Below are 21,328 nucleotides of genomic sequence, written 5' to 3' on the forward strand. Positions count from 1 at the left end.
GTCACGTCCCCACCTCGCCTTCCTCATCCCGGGTGGGCGGCGCCAGCGCCACAAGCGCCCTGTTCAGGGCGGTCAGGGCCTGCTCGTGCTGTTCAGCGACCCGTCGGACGTGACGCACCACCTCCTCGGTTGCCCCGCCGGTTCGGAGCTGGTCGACGGCGAAGACCGCGCGCAGCGCCTCACTGAGCCACGGCGAGGGTTTCTCGAGCGCGTGCCGCAGCCTCCAATCCGGCAACCCAGTAACGGCAGACAGTGCTGACCCGGCCGCGGCAGCGTCTCCTGAAACCGCGGTCGCGCTCTCGCGAATGCGTTCGAGCTGTTCACGAGCCTGTTCAGCGAGCTGGAGCCGTACCTGCTCAGCCGTCGCGGCGCACTCACCCGCCCGCATGCGGTCGAGCTTCTTGACGATCTCCCACAGCTCCAGCCACCCCAGCTCAGGAGTGCGGGTGTCCGCGCGGGTCACGATCTTCATCCGCGCCGCCGACCGCGGGGACGGCACCATCAGGCCCCACCCGGCGGGCAGTTCCTCCGGCCGCACCACGTCGGTGGACGGCGCGGCGATCCACCATCGGTGAGTGGCCGCGAACCACGGGTCGGCCTTCTCCGGCGCGTCGAGCTCCGCCAGCCAGTCGCTGCGGGACACCTTGATCTCGAACCCGTCCAGCCCCTGCCGAGAGCGAGTGAGGTTGACGACCAGGGCGTCGATCCTGCGGCCGGCCGGGGACGGCACCTCGGTCAGCAGCACCGCACCGGGAAGGAGCTGTTCAGCGCTGATCGGCAGCCCGGCCGCCAGCTTCGGCGGCGGAAGGTAGTGCGCTCGCAGGCGGGCGACGAGCGCCGCCGCCGTCATGACGCTCGTGGTCGTCACCTGAGCACCCCCCGCTTCCACGACGCCCCGCGGCTGGCGCACGTGGACGACTCCGAGGGTCGGATGCCGAGTGCAGGGGGCAGGCTTGGCGATGTCGCTGCTCGTGGTGCATCGTTCATAGTGCGCGTTGTCCCTTCGGATCGGTTGGGTCGCGTGGTGATGCCCTGGTGGGCAAAAGGGGGCTGCATCCCCGTTCACCAGGGCATCCGGCTCTCCGGGCTGGCGCCACGGTCGAGGGCCAGGTTCAGAGGCGGCTCGCTGTTCGCGGCTGTGGATGATGTCGGTCCGTGATGAGACAATGACGTGGACGACACGAAGAAAGGCGAGGTCAGGCGATGGGCAGCCAGCATGAGCAGATGCCGCCATGGCTGGTGGCCAGCCTGGACCAGCTCGACGCGGGCGCCCGCGACTTCAACGTCCGGTCCCGGACCGGGTTCGAGAAGATGGTCCGCGGACGTGCGCATGACGAGCGTGAAGTTGCTGAAGCGATGGCTTGGTACGACACCACGCAGGGCCACCTGGACGCCGCGCTAGCAACCGCTCTCGGCGGACCTGGCACCGGCACGGCCGCGCCGGCAACGAGCGCACCGCCCCAGCCGGAGCCGTATGCGCACGACACGTTCGATGACGACGACGCGTTCGATGAGGACGAGTACCGCGTGCCCGAACCGCGCTTGCGGATACCGGAGCTGAACTTCGAGCTTCCCGACGCTCCCGACCGCTCCACCCGCCTCCTGCAAGCCCCTGGTGTGTACATCAAGGGCCTCTGGATCGGCGCGATGTTGGGAGGCGGAACTTGGTTCGTGCTTACCGGCCTTCTGCGCTGGTGGCTCGACACGGCATGGTGGGGCTGGTGGCCAGGTGTGCTTACCGTGCCCATCGCGCTCGTGGTGTTCGTTTGGTGGTTTGCAACCGTTCGCCGCGACGTGAAGACGTGGGTACGGAAGGGTGGACTGAAGCCACTGCGAGAGCGGTTCAAGGGGTAACCCCGGCGCCGGCGGTCATGCGTCAGTCCTGGTGTCGGTCCCGGAGTCGACGTTCGAGTAGTAGGCACTCAGAGCGGCAAGAACGACGGTCAGCTCGTCTGGGTGGACGAGCACGTCCCGGGCCTGGGACCCGTTCTGCGCCCCGACCACTCCGCGGTCTTCCAGCAGCTCCATCAGCCGGCCCGCCCTGGCGAAACCGACGCGCAACTTCCGTTGCAGCATCGAGGTGGAGCCGAACTGCGATGTGACGACGAGTTCGGCGGCCTGAAGCAGCTCGTCGAGGTCACCGATATCCGGAGCAGGCACCTTCGCTCCACCGGTCTTGCCTGCGACGCTGTCGATAGCTTCGGTTTGCGCCTGGCTCTTGGCGAAGTTGACGACCGCGGCGATCTCCTCGTCGCCGACGAACGCGCCCTGAATGCGGACCGGCTTCCCGGCGCCCATCGGCAGGTAGAGCGCGTCGCCCATGCCGATGAGCTTTTCCGCGCCCGGCTGGTCCAGGATGACCCGCGAGTCGGTCAGCGACGACGTCGCGAACGCCAGCCGCGAAGGCACGTTGGACTTGATCAGGCCGGTGACGACGTCGACCGACGGCCGCTGCGTCGCCAGGACCAGGTGGATCCCCGCCGCACGGGCCTTCTGGGTGATCCGGACGATCGCGTCTTCGACGTCACGCGGCGCCGTCATCATCAGGTCGGCGAGCTCGTCGACGATCGCCATGATGTACGGGTACGGCCGGTACTCGCGCTCGGACCCCGGCGGCGCGGTGATCTCCCCCGCCTTGACCTTGCGGTTGAAGTCGTCGATGTGCCGGACCCGGTTGGCCTGCATGTCCTGGTAGCGCTGCTCCATCTCCTCCACCAGCCAGGCCAGCGCGGCGGCGGCCTTCTTCGGCTGGGTGATGATGGGCGTGATCAGGTGCGGGATGCCCTCGTACGGCGTCAGCTCGACCATCTTCGGGTCGATCAAGATCATCCGCACCTCTTCGGGCGTCGATCGGGCGAGCAGCGACACCAGCATCGAGTTGACGAAGCTCGACTTACCGGAACCGGTGGAACCGGCGACCAGCAGGTGGGGCATCTTCGTCAGGTTCGCGGTGACGAAGTGGCCCTCGATGTCCTTGCCGAGCCCGATCACCATCGGGTGGTTGTCCTTCAGGGCAGTGCTCGACAGCAGGGTGTCGCCGAGGTGGACGGTCTGCCGGTTGACGTTCGGGACCTCGACGCCGACCGCGGACTTGCCGGGGATGGGCGCCAGCAGCCGGACGTTGTCCGTTGCCACGGCGTACGCGATGTTCTTGGTTAGCGCGGTGATCTTTTCGACCTTCACCCCCGGACCCAGCTCGACCTCGTGGCGAGTGACCGTCGGGCCGCAGGTGAAGCCGGTGACCTTGGCGTTCACCTTGAACTCCTCGAACACGGCAGTGATCGCCTTGGCCTGCCTGCTGACACCCTCGCGGTCGATCTCGGAGTGGTCGCCGCGCGCGAGCAGGTCAGCCGGCGGGAGTTGGTAGCTGCTCGAAGAAACACGGCAGACCGCGGGCTGAGCTGACTGGAGAGCGTCCAAGTCGACAGGAGCGACCTCGTCCGACGTCGGCTCTTCGAAGATGTCCGATGTGGAATCCGGCACCGTGCCCGAGGTGCCGGAGGTGGCGACGCGTGGCCGGTTTCGGCGCGGAGTCGAGGCAGGCTGATCACTTACACCGGCCTGGGCGACGTCGGTGGCGTCGGGCGTGCCGATGAACGTCTCCTTGAGGACGGCTCGGACAGTCGCCAGCGATACGTTGCCGATCAGGATGGCGCCGAAGATGCAGCCCGCAAGGAGGAGAGGCGTGGCGAGCCACACCGTGACCGACTCCGCGAGAAGGCCGCCCGCCAGGGAACCGACTGCACCACCAGCAGAGGCAAAAACCTCGAACAGGCCGGGGATCGTGGCCACCAGCAGCACGGCACCCGAGATGAGGCGAGGGCGGCGCTCAACCCGCGCGGTGGTGAGCATGAGCGTGACCGCCGTCGCCATCAGCACAACAGGAACAGCGAGGCCAGGCAGGCCGAGCAGAGCGTGGATGCCGTCGCCAACCCGTCGCCCGGTCGAACCGCCAGCCTGGAACCAGGCCGTGCTTGCTACCACGACAGCAGCCACGATGAGGCCGAGTGCTGTGCAGTCACGCTGGTGTGGAACGTCGAGTTCACGGGTGCTACCGACTGCTCGGGTGAGCTTGCCCGTGCCTCGAGCAGCCGACTTCCACGCGGTCGCTACCGAGGCGGTGAAGTTCCCGCTCTTCGACCGGCCGCTCCCCCTGCGCCGCGCGGGTTTCCGCGCCGACGTCCGGGTCCTGGAGGGCTGGCGTTTCCGGCTGGTCACTTGTCGCCGCCCTTCGGGGCGTGGTGGGTGAGGTACCAGCGAGCTCCGCGGCCGGAGCCGGCCAGCACGGCCTTGTTCCGGTTGGCGAGGTCCCGCAGGCGGGCCCTGACGGTCTCCGAGGACGGCGTCTTGCCGGCTTTCCCCAGCGCTGCAACGATCTCGCCGACCGGTGCGCCCTTGGATCCCTGCCGGCCCATGATCTCCAGGGCAGCCCGGATGATCGGGTCATCGTCTGGGAACGCCTGCGGCGCCTCGTCGCGGCCAGCGGCCTCCGCCACCGTGACAGTCGGCTCGATCGTGGCGATCGCGGACGTCAGTTCATCCAGTTCGGCGGTCGCTCCGGCAAGCTGCTTGTCCAGCTGCGCCCTCATCATCTCGCCGCGCTGCTCCCGTGCGGCGTCTGACTCACCGGTTGGGATACCCAAGTCCAGCAGGACGCTGGCGGTGTCGAGTTCTGCGATGTCCATCTGGGAGTCGTCCTCGTCGGTCATGACGGCTTCGCCGTCGTCGGTGATAGCGGTGATGCCGGGGACCGACAGGCGGCCGTCCAGCATCGCGTCAAGCCAAGAGATGTTGGTGCGGAGCTGGCTGATCACGGCGTCCTGGTCGTCCTCGGACACCGGAGGCTCCACGGTGACGCGCGGCGTCACGACTTCTTCAGGCGTGAGCAGCGGGTTGTCGGGGAGGAAGACCTTCCGGTTGGCGTACGCCTCACCCGCGGCTTGCGCGGACACCGCATCGAGCTTCGGCCGGAACGGGGCGTAAAGGGCGGCGATCGCGGGGATGTCGCCCAGCGCCTCGAACGTGCCCTCGTCCGCCTCGTCGTCGCCTTCGCGGACGAGCCAGCCGCGGCGGTGGGTCATCTCGCCGGTCTCCGCGTCCTGATCGATGCCTTCGCCGGGCAGCATCGCGGTCACGTCGTTTTGCACCAGCTCGGCGTTGTTCAGCACGTAGCCGGCCTCGGTCTCGTGGAGCACCTTCAACAGCGTGCGGCTGTCGCACTGGGTGATCACCGAGTGGAACCCGTTGCCGTAGTCGGTCTGCACGCCACGTTGACCCCACAGTTCGAGGCGCACGCCTTGCGCACGGGCCTGCCGCGCGATGTTGGCGAGGAACTTGTTCATCCGCTCGCTGCCCAGCGCCTCCCACAACGCGGGCAGCTCATCGATGATGAGCACGATGGTGGGCGCAGTCTTGGGAGAGACCACCGCGCCGGTGCGGTAGGCCGGATGGCGACCGCGAGCGTTGATGATGTTGACGATCGCCTTCAACATCGCGTTCGCGTCAGGGATCTCGGTGGCCAGCCAGTCGATGCAACTTCCCCAGGGCGCGAAGTGCTTGCCTCGTTTCGCGCTGACGTCGATGGCCCAGACGATCGCGTCGCGGCACGGCATCAGCGACGCGATTTCCGAGTTGATGTCGGAGGTCTTGCCGGAGCCGCTTTTGCCGACGCCGAATTTGTGGAAGGGACCGTAGCCCTTCTTGAAAATCGTCTCGGTCGCGTAGGACTGGTCGGCCTTGAAGCCCTTGAGAATCGGATCACGGACGGTCGCCATGCCGGGCATGAGGCGGCGCAGGTGGCGCGGGATGACGATCGGCTCGGTAGCGCCGCCGGACTGGTGGTGCTCGATCGCGCAATGGACCAGCTCGGTGAGCTCCGGCAGGTGCTGCACGATCGGGTGCAACAGGCTCGTCTCCATCGACCACTGCTTCCGCCAGATGACGTCGACGTAGACGTGGTTGACGTCTTCCTCGATGGCGTGCGCCGTTACGGCGCCCTTGCGGGTGCGGCCAGGCAGGTGCTTGGCGATCATGGCCGGCGCGGACACCACGAACGCGTCAGCGGTGGTGGAGGCTTCGGAGATGTCGATGTGGTAGCGAAAGCCGATCTGCGTGTCCTTCGCGTCGGTGATCGGCTCCCGGTAGAACATTCGAGCGCCAGGCCACCCGGCGCGGGCGAGGATGCCATCGCGGTCGTCGCCCTCGTCGGAGACGGCGTTCCACTCGTTCGACGTCGCCCGCTCCGAGACACCCTGCTTGCGGACGCCGCGACGTTCATGCCAGGTCAAGTGCGAGGCGATGAGCCCGACCAGGCCGGCGACATCGACCATCGGCGTGAAGCCGACCAGGCCGGCCAGCGCGGACCACGCTGCTGCCGAGAGACCGTGAACGGCGATGTGCTTACGCTCGTTCTCGGACAGCCGACCCAGCCAGGCGTTGACCGCGGTCACAGCAGCAGCCGAAAGCCCGAATGCCGCGCCGATGGTCGGAGAAATCTCGTGCAGCAGCACGCTGGTCGTCAGCGCGGACCCGTTGATCATCAAGGGGCGCAGCTGGTGAGAGTTTCGCGACGCGAGGGCACGCGACTGAGCCTTGAGCTTGTCGTGGCGGGCCTTCTTCTTCTCCGCCTTGGCCTTGGCCTTGGCGTCGGCCTTTGCCTGTGCTTTCGGGCTTTTGACCTTCGTCGCGTTCGCCATCGGAGTCGTTCTCGCTCTCTGATCAAACCGATCGTTCGCAGGTGGATTGGTCAGGGACAACACCCGGCCACCCCGCACGGGAGATTGGGGTGGCCGGGATTGACCGCGACCATCTCGGGATTAGCGCTGGAAGAAGCGGGACTCGTCGCGCATCGTGCGGCCACGTGCACCGTTGGTCTCGAACCGATCCTGGTAGAGCCACCAGAAGTCCTTGGTCGCCCCCGCGGTCATCTGCATGGCCGTGCCGAGAATCGGGCCGGTCAGGTAGAGCTTCTGAAGTGCGCGGGGGTCCATCTTCTCCTGAATGTCCATGCGCAACGCGAGCACGGTGACCGCCTCCGCCCCCAGTCGAAAGGCGTGCGCCGTGCCGGCGAGCATCTGCAACCAGTCCTGGAAACCTTCGGGGGTGTAGTCCGCGAGCAGAGCAAAACCCCTGTTCAGGTGGACGGTCGGGTCGTTCGACATGGTTCCTCCAGTGGTGCTGATCGAGCTCAACTTCGGGGTGCTGCTGGTGTGGGCCTTCTGAGCGGCGGTCGAGCGATCGCCACGGTCGCTCTCTGCCGCCTGAGCTGCATGCGCTCCGCTGTCCGGACGCTGCGGTTGGGCAGCCTTGTTGTCGGGCGGGACGACGTAGTCCCACTCCATGCGGGGACCGACCCATCCGGGTACGTAGCCATCAGGCCGCAGCAGCTTGTGGTTCTCCAGCTCGCGCCGCCGCGCCTTGTCCTCTGTGGACTCGCGTTGCGGCGTGGGCGTCTCTTGAACATCTGGTTTGTTCTGCTGCCAGACGCCGGGCGTGGCCTCGGGGAGTCCGGCCCGGCGGGCTTCCTTGTCCGGGTCGCCGGTCGGGGTGCGGCCGAGGTCAACGTCATCGAGACCGGCGAGCTTCGCTCGTGCTCGCCGAACAGCAGCGTCCTCGTCGGACGAGGGTTCCACCCGCACACCCGAAGCCGGCTTCGGCGCATCACCCGAACCTTCGCGAGTGCCGACACCACCTCGACCGACCGAGTCGCCGTTGCTTCCGCGGTCGACCGGCGCGGTGTCGGCGAGGTTGTCCGCCGCTCGACGGATTGCCTCGGCCTCCGCTCGACGACCAGCGGCACTCGAGCCGCCGCTGAACACACCGAACTGACGAATCGGGTGTACCCGACCCTTGCGAGGTGCGACCGCAGCTGCCGCACGTGCCGCCACCGGGGTGATCCGGCTCCAGTCCCGTTGAATCGAGCGGACGTGCAGCTCAGACAGCCGTGTCGCTGCCGCGTACCGCATTCGGCGGACCCGGACCCGGTTGCGGGCCTGCATCCGAACGATCCGGCGGGCCGCAGCGTCGCCGTAGACAACGCTGCGGGAATGCACGTACCGAGCAGCGTGCCCGGCAACGCGGCTCACATGCGGCCGGACCGCGCGGTAGCCGCGGTAGGAGTGCCGCACGGTCCAGCGGGTCGTCAGGTAGGCGCCGGCGACAGCGACGGCGGCTGTGCCGGCCGCAGCGCGGCCGACAACTACGAGTCCACGACCGGCGACGCGGACGTGTCGGATCTTGCCCTTCCCCGCAACGGCAGGACGCTTCTTGTAGATGATCCGCCGGGCCTGCTGACCACGATGGATCATGTCGCGGGCGTACTCGCCAACCTCCCGCTCGACCCGGTTGAACCACTGGTCCGGGTCGCCGTGACGACCCGCGCGCCGACCTGCCAGGTGCCCCGCCGCACGGACGGGGCGGGTAGGTGCGGCGGGACGGCTTCGCCGGCGGCTGCTGGTGGTGGTCGGCATCGATCAGCCCGCCACCATCGTGACGCCGGCAATGACGATCGCTGCGAACAGAGCCGCGAGCAGTACGCGGCCCAACCGACGCGGGTCGTTGACCGCGACCGCGGACTGGGCCGCCAGCCACGACACCAGGTTGAGGGCGGTCGCCGTCGGGGTCGAGACGGTGGCCCAGCCGCTGTACAGGACTTTCCCGACGACGAATCGGGTGTTCTGCGCCCGGCGCGCGTGTACGGCGACGGTCTCCTCCAGGGAGCCGGGTGCGGAGGAGTTCTTGGGGTCGGTTAGCAGCGCAGACAGCTTCGCGGTGATGTAGGACAACACGTTCAGAGCGACGCCAACGGTCGCGGCGGAGCCGGCGTAGACGTGGTAGAGGCCCCGACCGATCGGTGCGTCGATGGCCTGGCAGCGCTCGCGGTGCTCAGCAAACAGCGCGCCGAGATCTGCTGGCGCCGCGGCGGTGTAGTCGCCCGGCGTCCATGCGGCCGCGGTGAGGATGCGCGACTTCTTGTCGGTGGTGTTCGCCGCAACGTGCTTCTGTTCGGTCTTCTTGGCCTGCTTGGCTACGACGGAGTTCCAGCCTTCGGCGTCCGGGTCGCCGATCGGCGTTGCGCGGTCGATGTTCGCGGCAGAGTCCGCATTGGCGGATGCCGCAGCCTGCGACGGAGCCTGGGCGTCCCAGTTCCCCTTCGAGGCGAGCAGCGCGAAGTCCGCCGTGGTGAACTCCGCGTCGGCACCCGTCTCGCTGCCGGCGTGGTTGCCAGTGTCGATTGGTGTGGACATCGCGGTCGTTCTCCTTCCGTGCAATCGGAGCGCGGGTTCCGTGAGTCGAAAGCAGTTCCGCGCCTGTCCGGCCCGTGGCGGCCGAAGCGTTCGTTTGTGCTGTTCATTTGGGGTGACGGGCTTCCGTGCTCCCGTTGAGGTCCACCGGATCTCGCACCGGTGGACCTCAACGCGTCCACGGACTCCGTGTTCGATTGGGAAGGTGGTCCGGCCAGCGCAGTGCTGGTAGGGGGGCGTTGGCCGGACCACCGGCTTGGGGTTACGGCAGTTCGCCGGTGCGGACGAACTTCAGCCAGTCACGGGTGAGCTGGGCGTCCGGCATACCGGCCTGCCCGAAGCGTCCCGCGAGCACCTTGCGGATCGCGCCGGCGCCGGCGGTGGCCTGGTCCTCCGGGGCCTTCAGCGCGCCGGTCAATTCGGCTTCTTCGACCGCGCGCACCATGCGGCCGAGCTTCGACAGCTCGCTCGAAAGCTGTCCTGCCGGGGCGCTCAGCTCAGCGTCGGTCTTAGCCGTGAGGATGCGGTCGTTGAACTCCGCGGCGAGGACCGGCAGCAGCCACAGCGAGAGCACAACGGCGACCGGGACCCAGAGCCAGATCAGACCCGAGAGCTCGCCGAGGATCAGGTGCGGCGCGACGTTGATGAACACGCTGATGCCGAGCAGCAGGGCCTTGATCCCAGCGAACTTCTCCTTGCGCATCGAGGCGAACGCCTGCCGCATCGCGCTGGCCGAGCCGCCGGGCCTGCCAGCCTGGAAGATCAGGATGGCCACCAGCGGAGCGGTCGCCAGGGATTCCAGCAGGAACAGCACCGACCAGACAGGATTGGTCCAGGTCAGGTGCATGACCCGCGACCAGGCGTCCTGAGCTTGAACGGTGCCGATGATGACGCCGGCGACCGCCGGTGCGCCAGCGAGATTGAGAGCCAGCTTCCGCGAGCGGTACTGCGCGCCGAGGAACGCGGTCGCACTGGTGAGGGCACGCAGCTTGTCCTTCGCCCTGATGGCGTCCAGCACGTCACGCTGCTTGGCCTTCGCGATCTCCTGCTCGGTCGAGAGCTCGCGCTCGGCCTGTTCGATCTCGAACGCGTTGCGCTTGGCCTGGACGGCACGCAGGGCGGTGCGGTGCTTCTCCGCCAGATCGCAGTCAGCGTCGAGTTCCTTGCGGCTCTTCCACTCGCGAATAACCTCGGCGTCCTGGACCTCGACCGCCTCGGTGGCGCGCTGCTCGAGGGCCTTCAACTCGGCCGCCGACGGCATCGACGTGAACCGGTCGGGGGTGGCAGGGGGCTGGGACTGCGGAGTCGCGGCGTAGAGCTGGGTGGTCATCTGCGGCGGCACGAACGCCGCAGCCGGCGCGTGCCCGTTGGTCGTGGGCTGCTCCGTAAGGGTCATCTGGGACTCCAGTTCACGGGGGCTTGGTTGGCCAGGGGGCTAGGCGCCGGTGGCCAGGTGGCCGATGGCGTCCCAGTGGCCCTTGATCTCGTCGCGAAGCGCACGTCGGCGAGACGGCCGGATCGTGCGCGCGAGCTTCCGTTCAGCGGTGTCGAGCAGCTGCTTCTGGATGCCCGCGAACTCGGCCAGCAGCTTCGGAACCTCGGGGTCCAAGGCGGCCAGATCGCGGCTCGAGGGCTCCTCCGGCCGCCAGTCCTGGCGGCTCTGATCGGCCATCGCCAGCAGCTCGGGCACCGTCGGCTCCACCTTCGAGCCCCGGGCAGGGGACGGGTACCAGGCGCGGAGCTGGGTCTTTGTGCTGGTCATCGCTTCTCAACCTCCCTGTTCATCGGTTCAACCGTTCAAGATCAGTAACAGTTTCTCTTAATAAACATGTCGGGGATGGTGCCTGTCAAGGGTGTTCGCTAGGTTTCTCTTGGGAAACCGTGGAAGAGGGAGCTGAGCGTTGAGTCCGACGAAGACGACCTACGTCGCCGACCGGCTGCGTCGGAACATCCACGACGGCGTCTGGAAGCCCGGTGATCGGCTGCCAACCCACGCTGAACTGGGCGAACGGTTCAATACATCGCCGGTCACCATCGGCGCTGCCGTGAAGCAGCTCGTCGCGGAGCGGCTGCTGATGACCTCGACCAGCCGCGGCACCATCGTTCGGTCGCAGGAAGTGCTCGACCACGTCGTCACCGACTTCATCCGCCCTGACCGGCCTCCATCCGCGATCTCCGACGTCTTCGTGGAGACCGTGCGATTGGCCGGACGTGAGCCGTCGAAGGAGTTCGCGATGCGGATGGAGCCGGCGAACGCTGAAGTCGCACGGTGGCTGGGGATCGAGCCGGAGTCGTGGGTGGTGGTGCGGACCTTGCGGCAACTGGTCGACGGGGAGCCGTGGTCCTGGGAGGAGTCTTGGTATCCGAAAACCCTGGCCGAAGAGGCAGGACTCGACTCTCCGCACGACATCCCGGAAGGCACCACGCGCCGCCTGGCCGATCGCGGCCTGGGCGAAGTGGCCTGGCGCGACTCCAACCACGCGCGGCCGGCCACCCCGGACGAGGCCATGGCCCTCGCGGTGCCCACTGGCACATGGATCACTGACTACATCCGTATCGGCGCCAACCCGCACCAGATCACCAGGGTTACGAGGAAGCGATCAGTGGCGGACCGGAACCGGTTGATCCACGAACTTGGTGACCACCAGGCCCTGGGGCTCATCTGCGCCGCTCTGAACAGGGACAACGACCGTGGGGAGGACGAGTGAGCGGGAAGGCGGACGTCGAGATCCGGCGCGCGAACGCCGCAGAAGTGGCCATGATCGCCCGGTGGCGGCGCGAGACCGCCCAGTGGCTCTCCTCGATCGGGAGCGACCAGTGGTCCGAGAAGGGACTCTCCGCGGCACGGTTCGAGGAGCGGGTGGCGGCGTCGGTCGCCGCCGGCGAAACCTGGATCGCGGAGGTGGACGAGCGTCCTGCTGCAACGATCGCGATTGACGAGCACACCGACTCGTGGCTATGGACGCCCGCTGAACAGGCCGAATGCGTGATCGTTCATCGGATGATCACTGATCGGCGCAATCGGCACCGCGGGCTCGGCTCGCTGCTGCTCGATCACGCCGAGATGATCGCCCGCCAACGCGGCAAGGCGTTCGTGCGGCTCGACGCGTGGACCTCGAACACGAGGCTGCACGATTACTACCGGGCCGCCGGATTCCGGTTCGTCCGGATTGCAGATCCGCAGCGTCCTTCCGCCGCGCTGTTCGAGCGGCCAGTATCGGACGCGCAAGGCGATCAGCAAGTCACTGATGGAGTTGTCAAGGAACTGACCTATTAGTGGCCAGTTTTGGCTGTTCAGAGAGGGTGCGGTAGATGACAGCACGGACATGGGGGTGACATTGCCGATGTCACTAGCGGCCAACCATGCCGACGCGGGAGGCTCCAATGGGGTGCTACGCGCCTGCCGTGAGGAACGCGGCTGGTCGCTGAACCGCGCGGCCTTCGAGCTGCACCGGATGGCTCAGGAGGCCGGAATACCCATGACCGCGAGCGTCGAGAGTGTGCGGCGGGCGCTGATGCGCCACGAGGACGGACAGTCCTCCCCCAAGCGCGCCGACGACCCTTACGCCCAGCTCTACTCGCTTGCCTACCGGCGCCGGCCAGAAGAGCTGTTCGGTAACCTGCGCCCCTCGGTCTCCGAGGACGGGGCGTTTCTCGTGCACGCCCACCAGTTTGTACCCGTCTTCGTCGGCGCGGCAGTCGCCGAGTTGGCCACCGCGCTGTCCGCCGCCCCGGTTACCGTCGGCTGGGCCGACGCGCAGCGAGTCGAGCTCGTCCTCGACGAGGATGGCGAACCTCCGGTGCGTGGCCTGTTGTACCTGTTCAGCTGGGGAGTGGCGGTGTGGCACGTGATCACCCCGCATCGCGCCGAGGCGATCGCCGACGTGTCGGTGTGGCGTCGCGAAACCCATCGCTCCACACGGCATCGGCTCGCGGCCCACCTGTCTCGCCTGCTGGATCACGAACCAGCGTGTGCTCGGTATGTGCTCACAGCGTTCTGGCTGGTCGAACCTGCCTGGGCGGGACGGGATCTGCACACCGCCCTGCGGCTGCTCACCTCGCCCCGCGCGCTGCTCGGCAGCGGCGACGGCGACCACCGCCATGCTCGTCAAATCGAGCAGCGCCTGTTCAGCGAAGGGTTCGCGCCCAAGGACCACGTGCCGATCGGCGTCGACGGAGTGTCCCTCGGCTGGGCGTCGTGGGCCGGGGTGGCGTACCACCCGCTCGCGCCGGCGGCCGCGCTCACCGAAGACGATCTGGCCTCCGTTGAGCTCCTGGCCCAGGGACTGTGGTGCCTCTGCGAAGAACTAGACCAGCAGATTCGTGACGGCGAAGACCCGAAGCTGCCCGCCGGCCATGACTGGCGTTGGCTCCGCGGACGTCGGGCGGCGATCGTGCGTGGCGACGCGAACGAACCGGCACAGCTGCGGGCCCTGCGCGCCGCCGTGGTGTCCTCGAGCGAGCTGGACCAGAAGCTCAACGAGACCGTGCAACTACTCAAGGAGGAAGCGCCGTGAACAGCGGAAAGAGCGTGCTGGTCGTCGTAGACATGCAGAACGGGTTCGTCAGCACACGTGCACGGCCGATCGTTCCTCACGTCGTCGACCTCGTGCGCCGATGGGAAGAGCTCGACCGCGACGTCGTGTACACGCGCTTCCTCAACCAGCCCGACAGCCAGTTCACCAGGCTGATCCACTGGGAGCGGTTCATGCCCGGCGAGGAGGAAACCGAGATCATCCCCGAGCTGGCCGAGTCGGCCGCGCGATGGCCGGTGATCGACAAGCCGGCGCAGTACTCGCCGTTCACTCCCGAGTTCACGCGGATGGTTCACCGCAACGGGTGGAACGAGATGGTGATCTGCGGCATCGCTACAGAGTCATGCGTGATGAAGACGGCCTGCGACGCGTTCGAGCTGGGCTACACACCGTGGGTCGTCACCGACGCGTGCACCTCCCACGGTGACCCGAAGCGGCACGACGCTGGCCTGCTCACCATGAAGTACTTCATCGGCCGCGACCAGCTCGTCACCGCCGACCACGTACTGAACAACAACGCCAAGGCCGCCTGAACAGGAGAAACAGTGACCCACGATCGGCCGGTCGCCGTGCTCGACGTCGACGGATTCGTGGCGGACGGGTCGTGGCGGCTACCGCTACTCGTCCCCCAGCCTGCGACGGCGTCACGCCAAGCCTGGGCCGCGTTCTTCGACGCGGCCGGCGCCGACCGGCCGATCCCCTCCGGCGTCGCCCTGGCCCACCACCTCGCTGCGGACAACGACATCGTCTGGCTCACGGCTCGCTCGGATCGCATCTATCAGCTGACGGCCGACTGGCTACGCCAGCATGAGCTCCCGGACGGCGAGCTGGTGATGCGTCCGAACGACGACCTCCGCCCATCGCCGGTCTGGAAGCTCGAGCAGCTGCACCTGATCGCCGCAGTGCGCTCCATCGCCGTGGTCGTCGACGACGATCACCGCGTGCTGAAGATGGCCGCTGAACAGGGCTTTCCGGTGCAGCTGGCTCCGGCCGCCATGCCGAGTAGGTGAGGAGGTGATCTGGATGCGCCCAGGGAAGGTGCAGGTAGCAGGGGCAACGAAGTTCCGACACGCCAAAACTCGATCATGCATTTCGGCGCCAAGTGTTGTAAGTTTCGGTGCCATGGACCTGATGAGTGTTCCGGCGCAGCGCTTCCGCGAGAAGCAGGCCGATTACCTCGCCGAGGTCAAGGCGGGCGGTCACGTCGCGCTGTCCCGTTACGGCACGACGGTCGGCGTCGTGGTGCCGCCGCAAGACCACCGCCGGATGTCGTTCGCGGTCCAGGCCGTCAAGGGCCTGACCCAGCGCGGCGAACAGCAGGACGACACCTACGCGCGCGACATCCAGAAGGTCCCCGCCCACATCTTCCGCCGCGACCAGGCCGTCCACCTGGAGAAGGTGGAGAAGGAGTCCGCGCACATCGCGATCACGCGATACCAGGAAACCCTGGCCGTGGTGATCCCGATCGCCCAGTACGAGCACGCTAGCTTCGCCGTTCGCCTCATGGACGGCTTCGCCCGCCTGGCCGAAGCCGACGGGCCCAACGACCTCAGCGCCTTCGCTGCACGCGTCACCGAGGAGATGGCTCACCACCACGACCTCGATGGCCAGCAGCAGCTCCTCCTGGAGGAGGTGGCGCAAGCCTCATAACACGACTTCGGGGCGGCCCCAAAGGGGACCGCCCCGGCAAGTCCGAAGGCGCACGCAGCGCCCCGAGTCTGATCGAGTCACCCAAAGCTTCAACTCGGACATCTGGCCTCACCAGCCAGAGCGCCCTACTCGGACAACAACTGAACACCTCAGCAAGAAAGTCAGGGCACCACCCCTGGCTCACAGCCGAGTGCGAATTCCGGTGCTAGGAACACCGGCCTTCGCCGTTACCCCGAACCTGGTGGGTTCGGAGAAGGAAGCCCCACGTCGTGCCAACAACACGGCGCTCCTGGTGTTGCAGCATACCTACCACCAGGAGCGCGGTCTACTCATGCGCGCCGGGACACACCCGCCGCCTGTCTGCCTCTCCCCTGTTCACGGCGTCTTCATCGGCCGCTGAACATCTCACCGCGCCGCGTTCGCGCAGGTCATCAAGCCAGCCGGCCTCCGGATGGACGCGATGACCACCGCCGAGCTCCTACATGCGCCTGTTTCCGCTGTTCAGCGGCCTGACTGCCTGGCTTGCGGCCGGCCGTTCGGCCGCCTGCGAGCACCGCTCGTGCCGGGTGACGGCCTCCTGGACTGCGCCGAGCTCATCGTCTGCGACCAGTGCTGGCACCTGGCCGGCGGCACCGCGGCCGTGCACGCCAAGGTCGCAGCGACCGAGAGCGGCCAGCTCGAGCCGATCCTGGTCTTCGACCCGGCCATCGAGGCCGTCCTGGCGGCCGCCGACGAGTACGACCAGCTGCACCCCATCGACCGCCTGCTGGTCGAGTCCGGGGTCCGCTGGGCGGTGCTGCGGCACATCGCGGTCCCGGCGCGGATGCGCCTGGCGGGCGAGATCCTTCGTCGCAGCGCGCCGGAGTGCACGCGGGTGGCCGACTCGGCCGACGTGTGGCTCGGAGCCGTCGAGGACCGCATCCGGCAGCAGAGCGGGCCGGGGCAGGAGTTCCGGTACAACGCGAAGCGACGCCGTTGGTGGCGGATCTGCAACGTGCTCCGCTGCTGTTCAGACCAGGGGCGGCGCCCGCTGACCTGGGTCACCCAGGAGGAGATCGCCGCCGCCGTCGGCTGCTCGGACCGGACGGTCCGTCGCTGTGTCGCATGGCTCCAGCGGGAGGCGCTGCTGTGGGAGATCCTGCCCGGCTGCCAGCTGCCTCGGAAGGAGGCGCCGGACGGCGAGACCGCCGCCGAACGCGAAGAGCGGGAACGCAAGGTGGCGGAGGCCGTCGCGGCCGAGGACGCGGCGATCGCCCGCGCTCGCGCCGAACTCGACGCCGTCCGCGCCGGCCTGCGCGGCCGCCGTGCCGCCGCGGCCGCCCGGCAGACCCTCGACCTCGAGCTGAACGACGACGTCGAGCGCGAGGACCAGGCCGACGAGCCGACCCTCGTGCAGCTGGCGCCGGTCTACGAGCTGCGCGTCCCCCTCGCCGCTCAGGAGCTCGAGGAAGCCAGCGCAGTGGTCGACGCGTGCGTCAGCGCGGGCGAGCAGCTGCTGCGCGAGCACGCCGACGAGCGCGTCCACCCGGCCAACGTGCTGCTGTACGGCACCGTGACCGTGGTCTACGCCAGCGGGGCTCACACCGTCCACGAGCCGGTCGACCTGGTGTCCTGGGCGCCCAGCTCGAACCCGGTGTGCCCGGACTGCGGGCCGGTGGTCGGGTGCCTACGCTTCAGCCCCCTGGGCGCTGACCTGCACAAACATCAAAATGTCCACCCCCCGCAGGTGTGTAACCAAGATCAAGTGAAGTCCAGTTCCGTACAACCTGTGGATAACCGACCGGCTTCGCCGGGCAGTGACAAGAAGGGGGCTTCCTCGATCAAAAACGGCCCTGGTTCGGTCGCTGGCGGGCGAACTCGGGGTTCCGAGGGTGATCGGGAGCGTGCGCCCCAGTCCGAGGCTGTGCGAGCCGCTGAGTGGCTTCTGCGGTCGCGTCTTGATCCGCGGGTGTGCGACGGGGTGTCGGTGCGGTGGCTGGCGGCCCAGATCCGGGCGTCCCACCTGCTCGACCGGCACGACTGGAGCTGGGAGGACCTGGCCGACCAGCTGCACGGCTACCCCGAGTTCACCCAGCTCCCCCGCTACATCCGCAGTGCCCGCGGGTGGATCAGGGCGCGGCTGGCGCGGGCCGAGCCGGCGTTGTCGCCGTTCAAGCAGCGCGTCATCCGCGACGTCGAGCGCAACAGCCCGATCCTGCGGCAGCAGCAGCGGGAGGCGTTCGAGCAGGCCCGCCGCGAGGAGATCGCAGCACGCCGGGCCGCGATCGACGCCTGCGAGCTGTGCGACGAGCTCGGCTGGCTGCACGTGCCCGCGGACACCCCGACCGTGCGCTGCAACCACGACCCGGAGACCGGCGGCTGGTGACGCGGCGGGTGCCATTCACCAGTCGCCGAAGGTGCACACCGGCCCGCACGCACCCCGCGAGTGCGGCCCGCCGGCCGCGAAGTGCGCCCGGATCTCCGCGCTGCGGTCGTCGACCACCGCGCTGGCCGCTCGGCCGCCCCAGGCAAGGGTCCGCGGCGCAGCGCCAGCGTGGAGCTCGTCGCACCGCGGGCAGACGCCCAGCTCGGCTCGCCGGCCGTACGACAGCGGCATGCCGGGTCGGTCCGAGTTGCAGGTGTGCTTGGTGCCCTCGGCCATGTCACGTCCTCCACGTCCCGTCAGCGCGTCGTTCACACCACGATTCAACGCCGTTTAAACGACAGTATCAAGGGTGTTGACAACGGCGGCGAACCGGGGTTTACTGGTTACAGAACGACGGGAACGCCAGACCCGAGCAGCGGAGGCCCACGATGACGAACAAGATCCTCTTCGACGAGAACGCCGACGGTCAGTACGCCGCGACCCTCGACCGCACCGAAGGCCGGCGGTACTCGGTCCTCGGCCCGATGGACGACGAGGGCAAGACCGACCCGAACGGCCACTACAAGGCGTGGGACCACGAGGAGGCTGAGGAGCTGGGCACCGGCACCCGGGAGGCGATGCTGAAGCTGATCAGCGAGGCGCCGGACGACCACCTCTCCTAGCCGGCCTGGCCGGCGGGGCGCGTCGCCCCGCCGGCCAGCGTCCAGTGCACGGTGAGTGAAACGCCAAGCCCTGATCGAAGGGGTCTCCCGCGCGGGATAGGCGATCGCGGGGGCTCGTAACGCGCAGGCGCGCGCCCCCGCGCGCGTGCCGCGCGCTCGCGCGGGCGCGCGCGCGGATATAGGTATACCACGCCACGAAACGCACAGTCATTGCCTTGCTCATCCGCTCGGCAGCTTGGCGATTCAAACGCCAAGTTGGGCGATTCCTGGTCAATGTCTTGGCGATTTCAGGATCGCCAAGTTGGCCTTTTGGTCACTCTGCGCTACGAGCCGATGCTCGCCGAACCACGTTGTCAACACCGGCTAAAGGGCGGCGAACTATGGTTGACGTCACCGTGTCAACGCTGTTGAATCAGTGCATGGAAGACACCCTGAGCAACGATCCGCAGCCGCAGCTTCCCCCGCCAAGCAGCGACCCACTGACCTATGCAGCGGCGGTGCACAAGCTGGAGGAGTGGCTGAAGAAGGAGTCGAAGCTCGCCGATGAAGCCGCTGTGCGCTACGGCAAGAAGCGGTCGATGAACGAGACGGTGATCGGCGCCGCCATCGGCCGGACGGCCGCGCACGTCTACAAGGTGAGGAAGCGGCTCGAGGACGCCGGGGAGGTGATGGCCGACTCCTGATCAAGTCGTCTCTAAGGCGACTTGATGATCACCTAGCCGAGCTGCCGGACGGAGATCCGGCGCGGCGGGCCGCACAGCCCTTACCACAGTTCGTGCGACCCGCCAGCCCCTACCAGCACGGAAGGGACCATCAGTGTCTCACGCGCATCCCTTGGGCCTGCTTGCCCAGCAAGGCCCCTCGTTGAGCCTGTACATCCTGGCCCAGATCGCCGTCCAGGAAGCCTTTCGACTCCTTCGCCTGGGGCGCTTCGCCGACGTGGCCGAGGACTTCGAGATCGCGGCGAATGCCGCCGCGCTGTTCGCCCGCGGCTCCGCGGAGGCCGGTGATGCCGAGCTCGCCCAGCAGTGGCACCGCGTTGCTCAAGGCCGCCTCCGCTTCGCCGCAGAAGCGCGCAGCGCAGCCGAGTTCGAAGCCGACATCGCTTCGGGAGCGACAGCATGAACAGCGCAACCGCCCCCCTGGACCAGCGATGAAGCGCATGGCTCGCGCCGACCGCGAGCGCTGGTACGCCGCACGCGACCTTCGTGATCTCGGCCGGCTGACTGCCCTGTGGCTCGAAGGCGCCATCGAGTCCCAGCCCGGCTACGAACCCGGATTCGGCCCCGACGAAGAAACCGCAGAGCTCGTCCCCGTGCTGGCGCGCGCCAATCGCGCCGGCTACGTCACCGAGGCCAGCCAGCCCGGCCGCGCACCCGGCACAGGGTTCGACGGCGCAACCTGGGCTCAACGGGCCGCAGTCGAAGGCTGGATCGCTCCTGACCGGTCTTCCGAGCTGATCGACGTTGCCCAGCAAGCAGGGTTGATCGTCATCACAAATACCGTCCTGAACACGCGGTTCGCCCGCCGCTGTCGCGACTTCATCGACGTGACGCGTCGCGCCGAGCAGGTCTGCACCGGCTTCGGGACCCAGCGTCGCGCCAGCGAGATTCGATTCCAGTACGACGAGTGCCACCGCGACGCGATCAACGCGGTTATCAGGTCACGGCAGGTCACCATCGCCGCACCCGACTACGGCCCAGACCACACCGTCTGGGAAGTCGTCAACGAATGGTCGGTCAATAACGGCGGCGTCCTGAACGAGGCCGCTTCGTAAACGCCGACGTCCTGGACCGTCGAATGTCATTCGACCTGTTCAACGGCACATTCGTGCTCGCCGGAGCCCTGACCGGGCCCGCCACCCCCTCATTCGCGACCGGTCGCGGGCCGCTCGACGAGCTGTTCGTCGCCAACACGGCTCCAATACCGCACAAATTGGACATGCGTGGCCGCCTCCCGGGCGGTCGCGAGGTCTCCGTCCCGCGCCGCAACCATGCCCCGGGAGAAGTGGAGAAACCCACCTTGAACAGCGCAGATGGCAAGCCAGCGCGGTCTTGCATACTCGCTTTGACGATCTTCCTCGCCGCGTCGCTGACCAGCTGCAAACCCGGGCAAACCGGCGCAAACGTCACAGGGAGCTCCGCGCCGATCGTCGCGACTACCCAGCCGTCCGCCCTCACGGCCGCCGTCCGCCAGCTCGGCGAGCTCCGCGTCGAGGCGCCCGGCTCCATGGCTGGCTACGCGCGGACGAAGTTCGGACACCGCTGGGCCAGCCACGGCAACTCCTGCGACACCCGCGAGATCGTGCTTCAGCGCCAAGGCCGGGACGTTCGCAGCGACCCAAAGACCTGCAAGGTCATCTCCGGTACCTGGGTGTCCCTCTATGACGGGGTCACCGTCCACGACCCAACCGAACTCGACATTGACCACCTGGTGCCAGAGGCCGAAGCATGGCGCACCGGAGCGGCCTCTTGGCCCCAGGACCAGCGCGAGCGGTTCGCCAACGACTGGCAGACCGAGCTGGTCGCTGTCACCGCTCACAGCAACCGCAGTAAGGGCGACGGCCCGCCGCCGGAATACCTCCCGGTGCCGGCCGAACGCTGCGACTACGCCGTCCGCTGGGTCGCAGTGAAGACCGAGTGGAAGTTGACCATCTCCAGTCCGGAGAAGACCGCGCTCGCCCAGATGCTCAACACCTGTAGCGAACGCGGCTGAACAGCAGGAATTCCCACGAGTAGCGCCCCGCCACGGCCAAGCCAGCAAGCGTCGCCGCGACGGGGCCACTCCCCCTACCAGGAAGGAGCGTGCCCAGCATGGCCGAGCCGATCGACCGAAGCCAGTGCCCCGGCACGCGGTACGGAAAACGAGCCGCCA

Annotated in this window: 21 protein-coding genes; 13 read left to right on the forward strand and 8 right to left on the reverse strand. The window is 67.9% G+C overall.

Going from position 1 to position 21,328, the window contains the following annotated elements; genetic code table 11:
• Window position 1: 1 nt before the first annotated feature.
• Window positions 2-868: a hypothetical protein gene (locus tag ACYVLJ_RS39835; RefSeq protein WP_460442555.1), complete on the reverse strand. Its 867-nt coding sequence runs from the start codon at window positions 866-868 to the stop codon at window positions 2-4.
• Window positions 869-1,203: 335 nt separating this feature from the next.
• Here ACYVLJ_RS39835 and ACYVLJ_RS39840 point away from each other — a divergent pair, with 335 nt between their 5' ends.
• Window positions 1,204-1,854, forward strand: coding sequence for a hypothetical protein (locus ACYVLJ_RS39840; RefSeq protein WP_460442556.1), 651 nt, complete (start codon window positions 1,204-1,206; stop codon window positions 1,852-1,854).
• 15 nt (window positions 1,855-1,869) lie between these two features.
• Here the strand turns inward: ACYVLJ_RS39840 and ACYVLJ_RS39845 are convergent, their stop codons facing one another.
• From ACYVLJ_RS39845 to ACYVLJ_RS39870, 6 genes are all read right to left on the reverse strand, one after another.
• Window positions 1,870-4,218: an FtsK/SpoIIIE family DNA translocase gene (locus ACYVLJ_RS39845; RefSeq protein ID WP_460442557.1), complete on the reverse strand. Its 2,349-nt coding sequence runs from the start codon at window positions 4,216-4,218 to the stop codon at window positions 1,870-1,872.
• Window positions 4,215-6,695, reverse strand: coding sequence for a hypothetical protein (locus ACYVLJ_RS39850; protein WP_460442558.1), 2,481 nt, complete (start codon window positions 6,693-6,695; stop codon window positions 4,215-4,217). Before ACYVLJ_RS39850 ends, ACYVLJ_RS39845 begins: the two co-directional genes overlap by 4 nt.
• A 120-nt stretch (window positions 6,696-6,815) precedes the next feature.
• Window positions 6,816-8,468: a hypothetical protein gene (locus ACYVLJ_RS39855; protein ID WP_460442559.1), complete on the reverse strand. Its 1,653-nt coding sequence runs from the start codon at window positions 8,466-8,468 to the stop codon at window positions 6,816-6,818.
• 3 nt (window positions 8,469-8,471) lie between these two features.
• A complete protein-coding gene (locus ACYVLJ_RS39860) occupies window positions 8,472-9,245 on the reverse strand; it encodes a hypothetical protein (protein WP_460442560.1) in 774 nt (257 codons plus the stop codon).
• A 259-nt stretch (window positions 9,246-9,504) separates the two neighbouring features.
• Window positions 9,505-10,572, reverse strand: a complete 1,068-nt coding sequence (locus ACYVLJ_RS39865; protein ID WP_460442561.1) for a hypothetical protein — start codon at window positions 10,570-10,572, stop codon at window positions 9,505-9,507.
• Between the two features lie 105 nt (window positions 10,573-10,677).
• Window positions 10,678-11,004, reverse strand: a complete 327-nt coding sequence (locus tag ACYVLJ_RS39870) for a hypothetical protein (RefSeq protein ID WP_370973735.1) — start codon at window positions 11,002-11,004, stop codon at window positions 10,678-10,680.
• A 139-nt stretch (window positions 11,005-11,143) separates the two neighbouring features.
• Between ACYVLJ_RS39870 and ACYVLJ_RS39875 the strand changes: the two genes are divergently transcribed.
• From ACYVLJ_RS39875 to ACYVLJ_RS39905, 7 genes are all read left to right on the forward strand, one after another.
• Complete coding sequence (locus tag ACYVLJ_RS39875; RefSeq protein WP_460442562.1) at window positions 11,144-11,950, forward strand: GntR family transcriptional regulator; 807 nt, start codon at window positions 11,144-11,146, stop codon at window positions 11,948-11,950.
• Window positions 11,947-12,519, forward strand: coding sequence for a GNAT family N-acetyltransferase (locus ACYVLJ_RS39880; protein WP_460442563.1), 573 nt, complete (start codon window positions 11,947-11,949; stop codon window positions 12,517-12,519). Before ACYVLJ_RS39875 ends, ACYVLJ_RS39880 begins: the two co-directional genes overlap by 4 nt.
• Before the next feature lie 55 nt (window positions 12,520-12,574).
• Window positions 12,575-13,759: a hypothetical protein gene (locus ACYVLJ_RS39885; RefSeq protein ID WP_460442564.1), complete on the forward strand. Its 1,185-nt coding sequence runs from the start codon at window positions 12,575-12,577 to the stop codon at window positions 13,757-13,759.
• A complete protein-coding gene (locus ACYVLJ_RS39890) occupies window positions 13,756-14,310 on the forward strand; it encodes a cysteine hydrolase family protein (protein WP_460442565.1) in 555 nt (184 codons plus the stop codon). Before ACYVLJ_RS39885 ends, ACYVLJ_RS39890 begins: the two co-directional genes overlap by 4 nt.
• A 12-nt stretch (window positions 14,311-14,322) precedes the next feature.
• Window positions 14,323-14,787 carry an HAD family hydrolase gene (locus ACYVLJ_RS39895; RefSeq protein ID WP_460442566.1) on the forward strand — a complete coding sequence of 155 codons (465 nt, stop codon included), beginning with the start codon at window positions 14,323-14,325 and terminating at the stop codon, window positions 14,785-14,787.
• A gap of 121 nt (window positions 14,788-14,908) precedes the next feature.
• Window positions 14,909-15,427: a hypothetical protein gene (locus ACYVLJ_RS39900; protein ID WP_460442567.1), complete on the forward strand. Its 519-nt coding sequence runs from the start codon at window positions 14,909-14,911 to the stop codon at window positions 15,425-15,427.
• Window positions 15,428-15,986: 559 nt separating this feature from the next.
• A complete protein-coding gene (locus ACYVLJ_RS39905) occupies window positions 15,987-17,792 on the forward strand; it encodes a hypothetical protein (protein ID WP_460442568.1) in 1,806 nt (601 codons plus the stop codon).
• Between the two features lie 15 nt (window positions 17,793-17,807).
• On the opposite strand, the gene ACYVLJ_RS39910 is transcribed toward ACYVLJ_RS39905, so the two are convergent.
• The gene (locus tag ACYVLJ_RS39910; RefSeq protein WP_370973720.1) at window positions 17,808-18,068 is read right to left on the reverse strand and encodes a hypothetical protein; all 261 of its coding nucleotides are present in this window, start codon (window positions 18,066-18,068) and stop codon (window positions 17,808-17,810) included.
• Window positions 18,069-18,220: 152 nt separating this feature from the next.
• Between ACYVLJ_RS39910 and ACYVLJ_RS39915 the strand changes: the two genes are divergently transcribed.
• The 5 genes from ACYVLJ_RS39915 to ACYVLJ_RS39935 all read left to right on the forward strand — a co-directional run bounded on the left by ACYVLJ_RS39915 (window position 18,221) and on the right by ACYVLJ_RS39935 (window position 21,169).
• The gene (locus ACYVLJ_RS39915; RefSeq protein ID WP_460442569.1) at window positions 18,221-18,454 is read left to right on the forward strand and encodes a hypothetical protein; all 234 of its coding nucleotides are present in this window, start codon (window positions 18,221-18,223) and stop codon (window positions 18,452-18,454) included.
• Window positions 18,455-18,873: 419 nt separating this feature from the next.
• A complete protein-coding gene (locus ACYVLJ_RS39920; protein WP_370973717.1) occupies window positions 18,874-19,137 on the forward strand; it encodes a hypothetical protein in 264 nt (87 codons plus the stop codon).
• Window positions 19,138-19,318: 181 nt separating this feature from the next.
• Window positions 19,319-19,579 carry a hypothetical protein gene (locus ACYVLJ_RS39925; RefSeq protein ID WP_370973715.1) on the forward strand — a complete coding sequence of 87 codons (261 nt, stop codon included), beginning with the start codon at window positions 19,319-19,321 and terminating at the stop codon, window positions 19,577-19,579.
• Window positions 19,580-19,607: 28 nt separating this feature from the next.
• Complete coding sequence (locus ACYVLJ_RS39930) at window positions 19,608-20,231, forward strand: DUF6919 domain-containing protein (RefSeq protein WP_460442570.1); 624 nt, start codon at window positions 19,608-19,610, stop codon at window positions 20,229-20,231.
• A 23-nt stretch (window positions 20,232-20,254) separates the two neighbouring features.
• Window positions 20,255-21,169, forward strand: coding sequence for an HNH endonuclease family protein (locus ACYVLJ_RS39935; RefSeq protein WP_460442571.1), 915 nt, complete (start codon window positions 20,255-20,257; stop codon window positions 21,167-21,169).
• The last annotated feature ends 159 nt before the right edge of the window (window positions 21,170-21,328 follow it).

This window comes from Amycolatopsis stemonae (assembly GCF_054781455.1).

Bases quoted from the DNA above. Each gene is read 5' to 3' on its own strand.
- ACYVLJ_RS39840 (WP_460442556.1), top strand. From the start codon at position 1,204: ATGGGCAGCCAGCATGAGCAGATGCCGCCATGGCTGGTGGCCAGCCTG.
- ACYVLJ_RS39850 (WP_460442558.1), bottom strand. From the start codon at position 6,695: ATGGCGAACGCGACGAAGGTCAAAAGCCCGAAAGCACAGGCAAAGGCC.
- ACYVLJ_RS39855 (WP_460442559.1), bottom strand. From the start codon at position 8,468: ATGCCGACCACCACCAGCAGCCGCCGGCGAAGCCGTCCCGCCGCACCT.
- ACYVLJ_RS39860 (WP_460442560.1), bottom strand. From the start codon at position 9,245: ATGTCCACACCAATCGACACTGGCAACCACGCCGGCAGCGAGACGGGT.
- ACYVLJ_RS39865 (WP_460442561.1), bottom strand. From the start codon at position 10,572: ATGACCACCCAGCTCTACGCCGCGACTCCGCAGTCCCAGCCCCCTGCC.
- ACYVLJ_RS39870 (WP_370973735.1), bottom strand. From the start codon at position 11,004: ATGACCAGCACAAAGACCCAGCTCCGCGCCTGGTACCCGTCCCCTGCC.
- ACYVLJ_RS39900 (WP_460442567.1), top strand. From the start codon at position 14,909: ATGAGTGTTCCGGCGCAGCGCTTCCGCGAGAAGCAGGCCGATTACCTC.
- ACYVLJ_RS39910 (WP_370973720.1), bottom strand. From the start codon at position 18,068: ATGGCCGAGGGCACCAAGCACACCTGCAACTCGGACCGACCCGGCATG.
- ACYVLJ_RS39915 (WP_460442569.1), top strand. From the start codon at position 18,221: ATGACGAACAAGATCCTCTTCGACGAGAACGCCGACGGTCAGTACGCC.
- ACYVLJ_RS39920 (WP_370973717.1), top strand. From the start codon at position 18,874: ATGGAAGACACCCTGAGCAACGATCCGCAGCCGCAGCTTCCCCCGCCA.
- ACYVLJ_RS39930 (WP_460442570.1), top strand. From the start codon at position 19,608: ATGAAGCGCATGGCTCGCGCCGACCGCGAGCGCTGGTACGCCGCACGC.
- ACYVLJ_RS39935 (WP_460442571.1), top strand. From the start codon at position 20,255: ATGTCATTCGACCTGTTCAACGGCACATTCGTGCTCGCCGGAGCCCTG.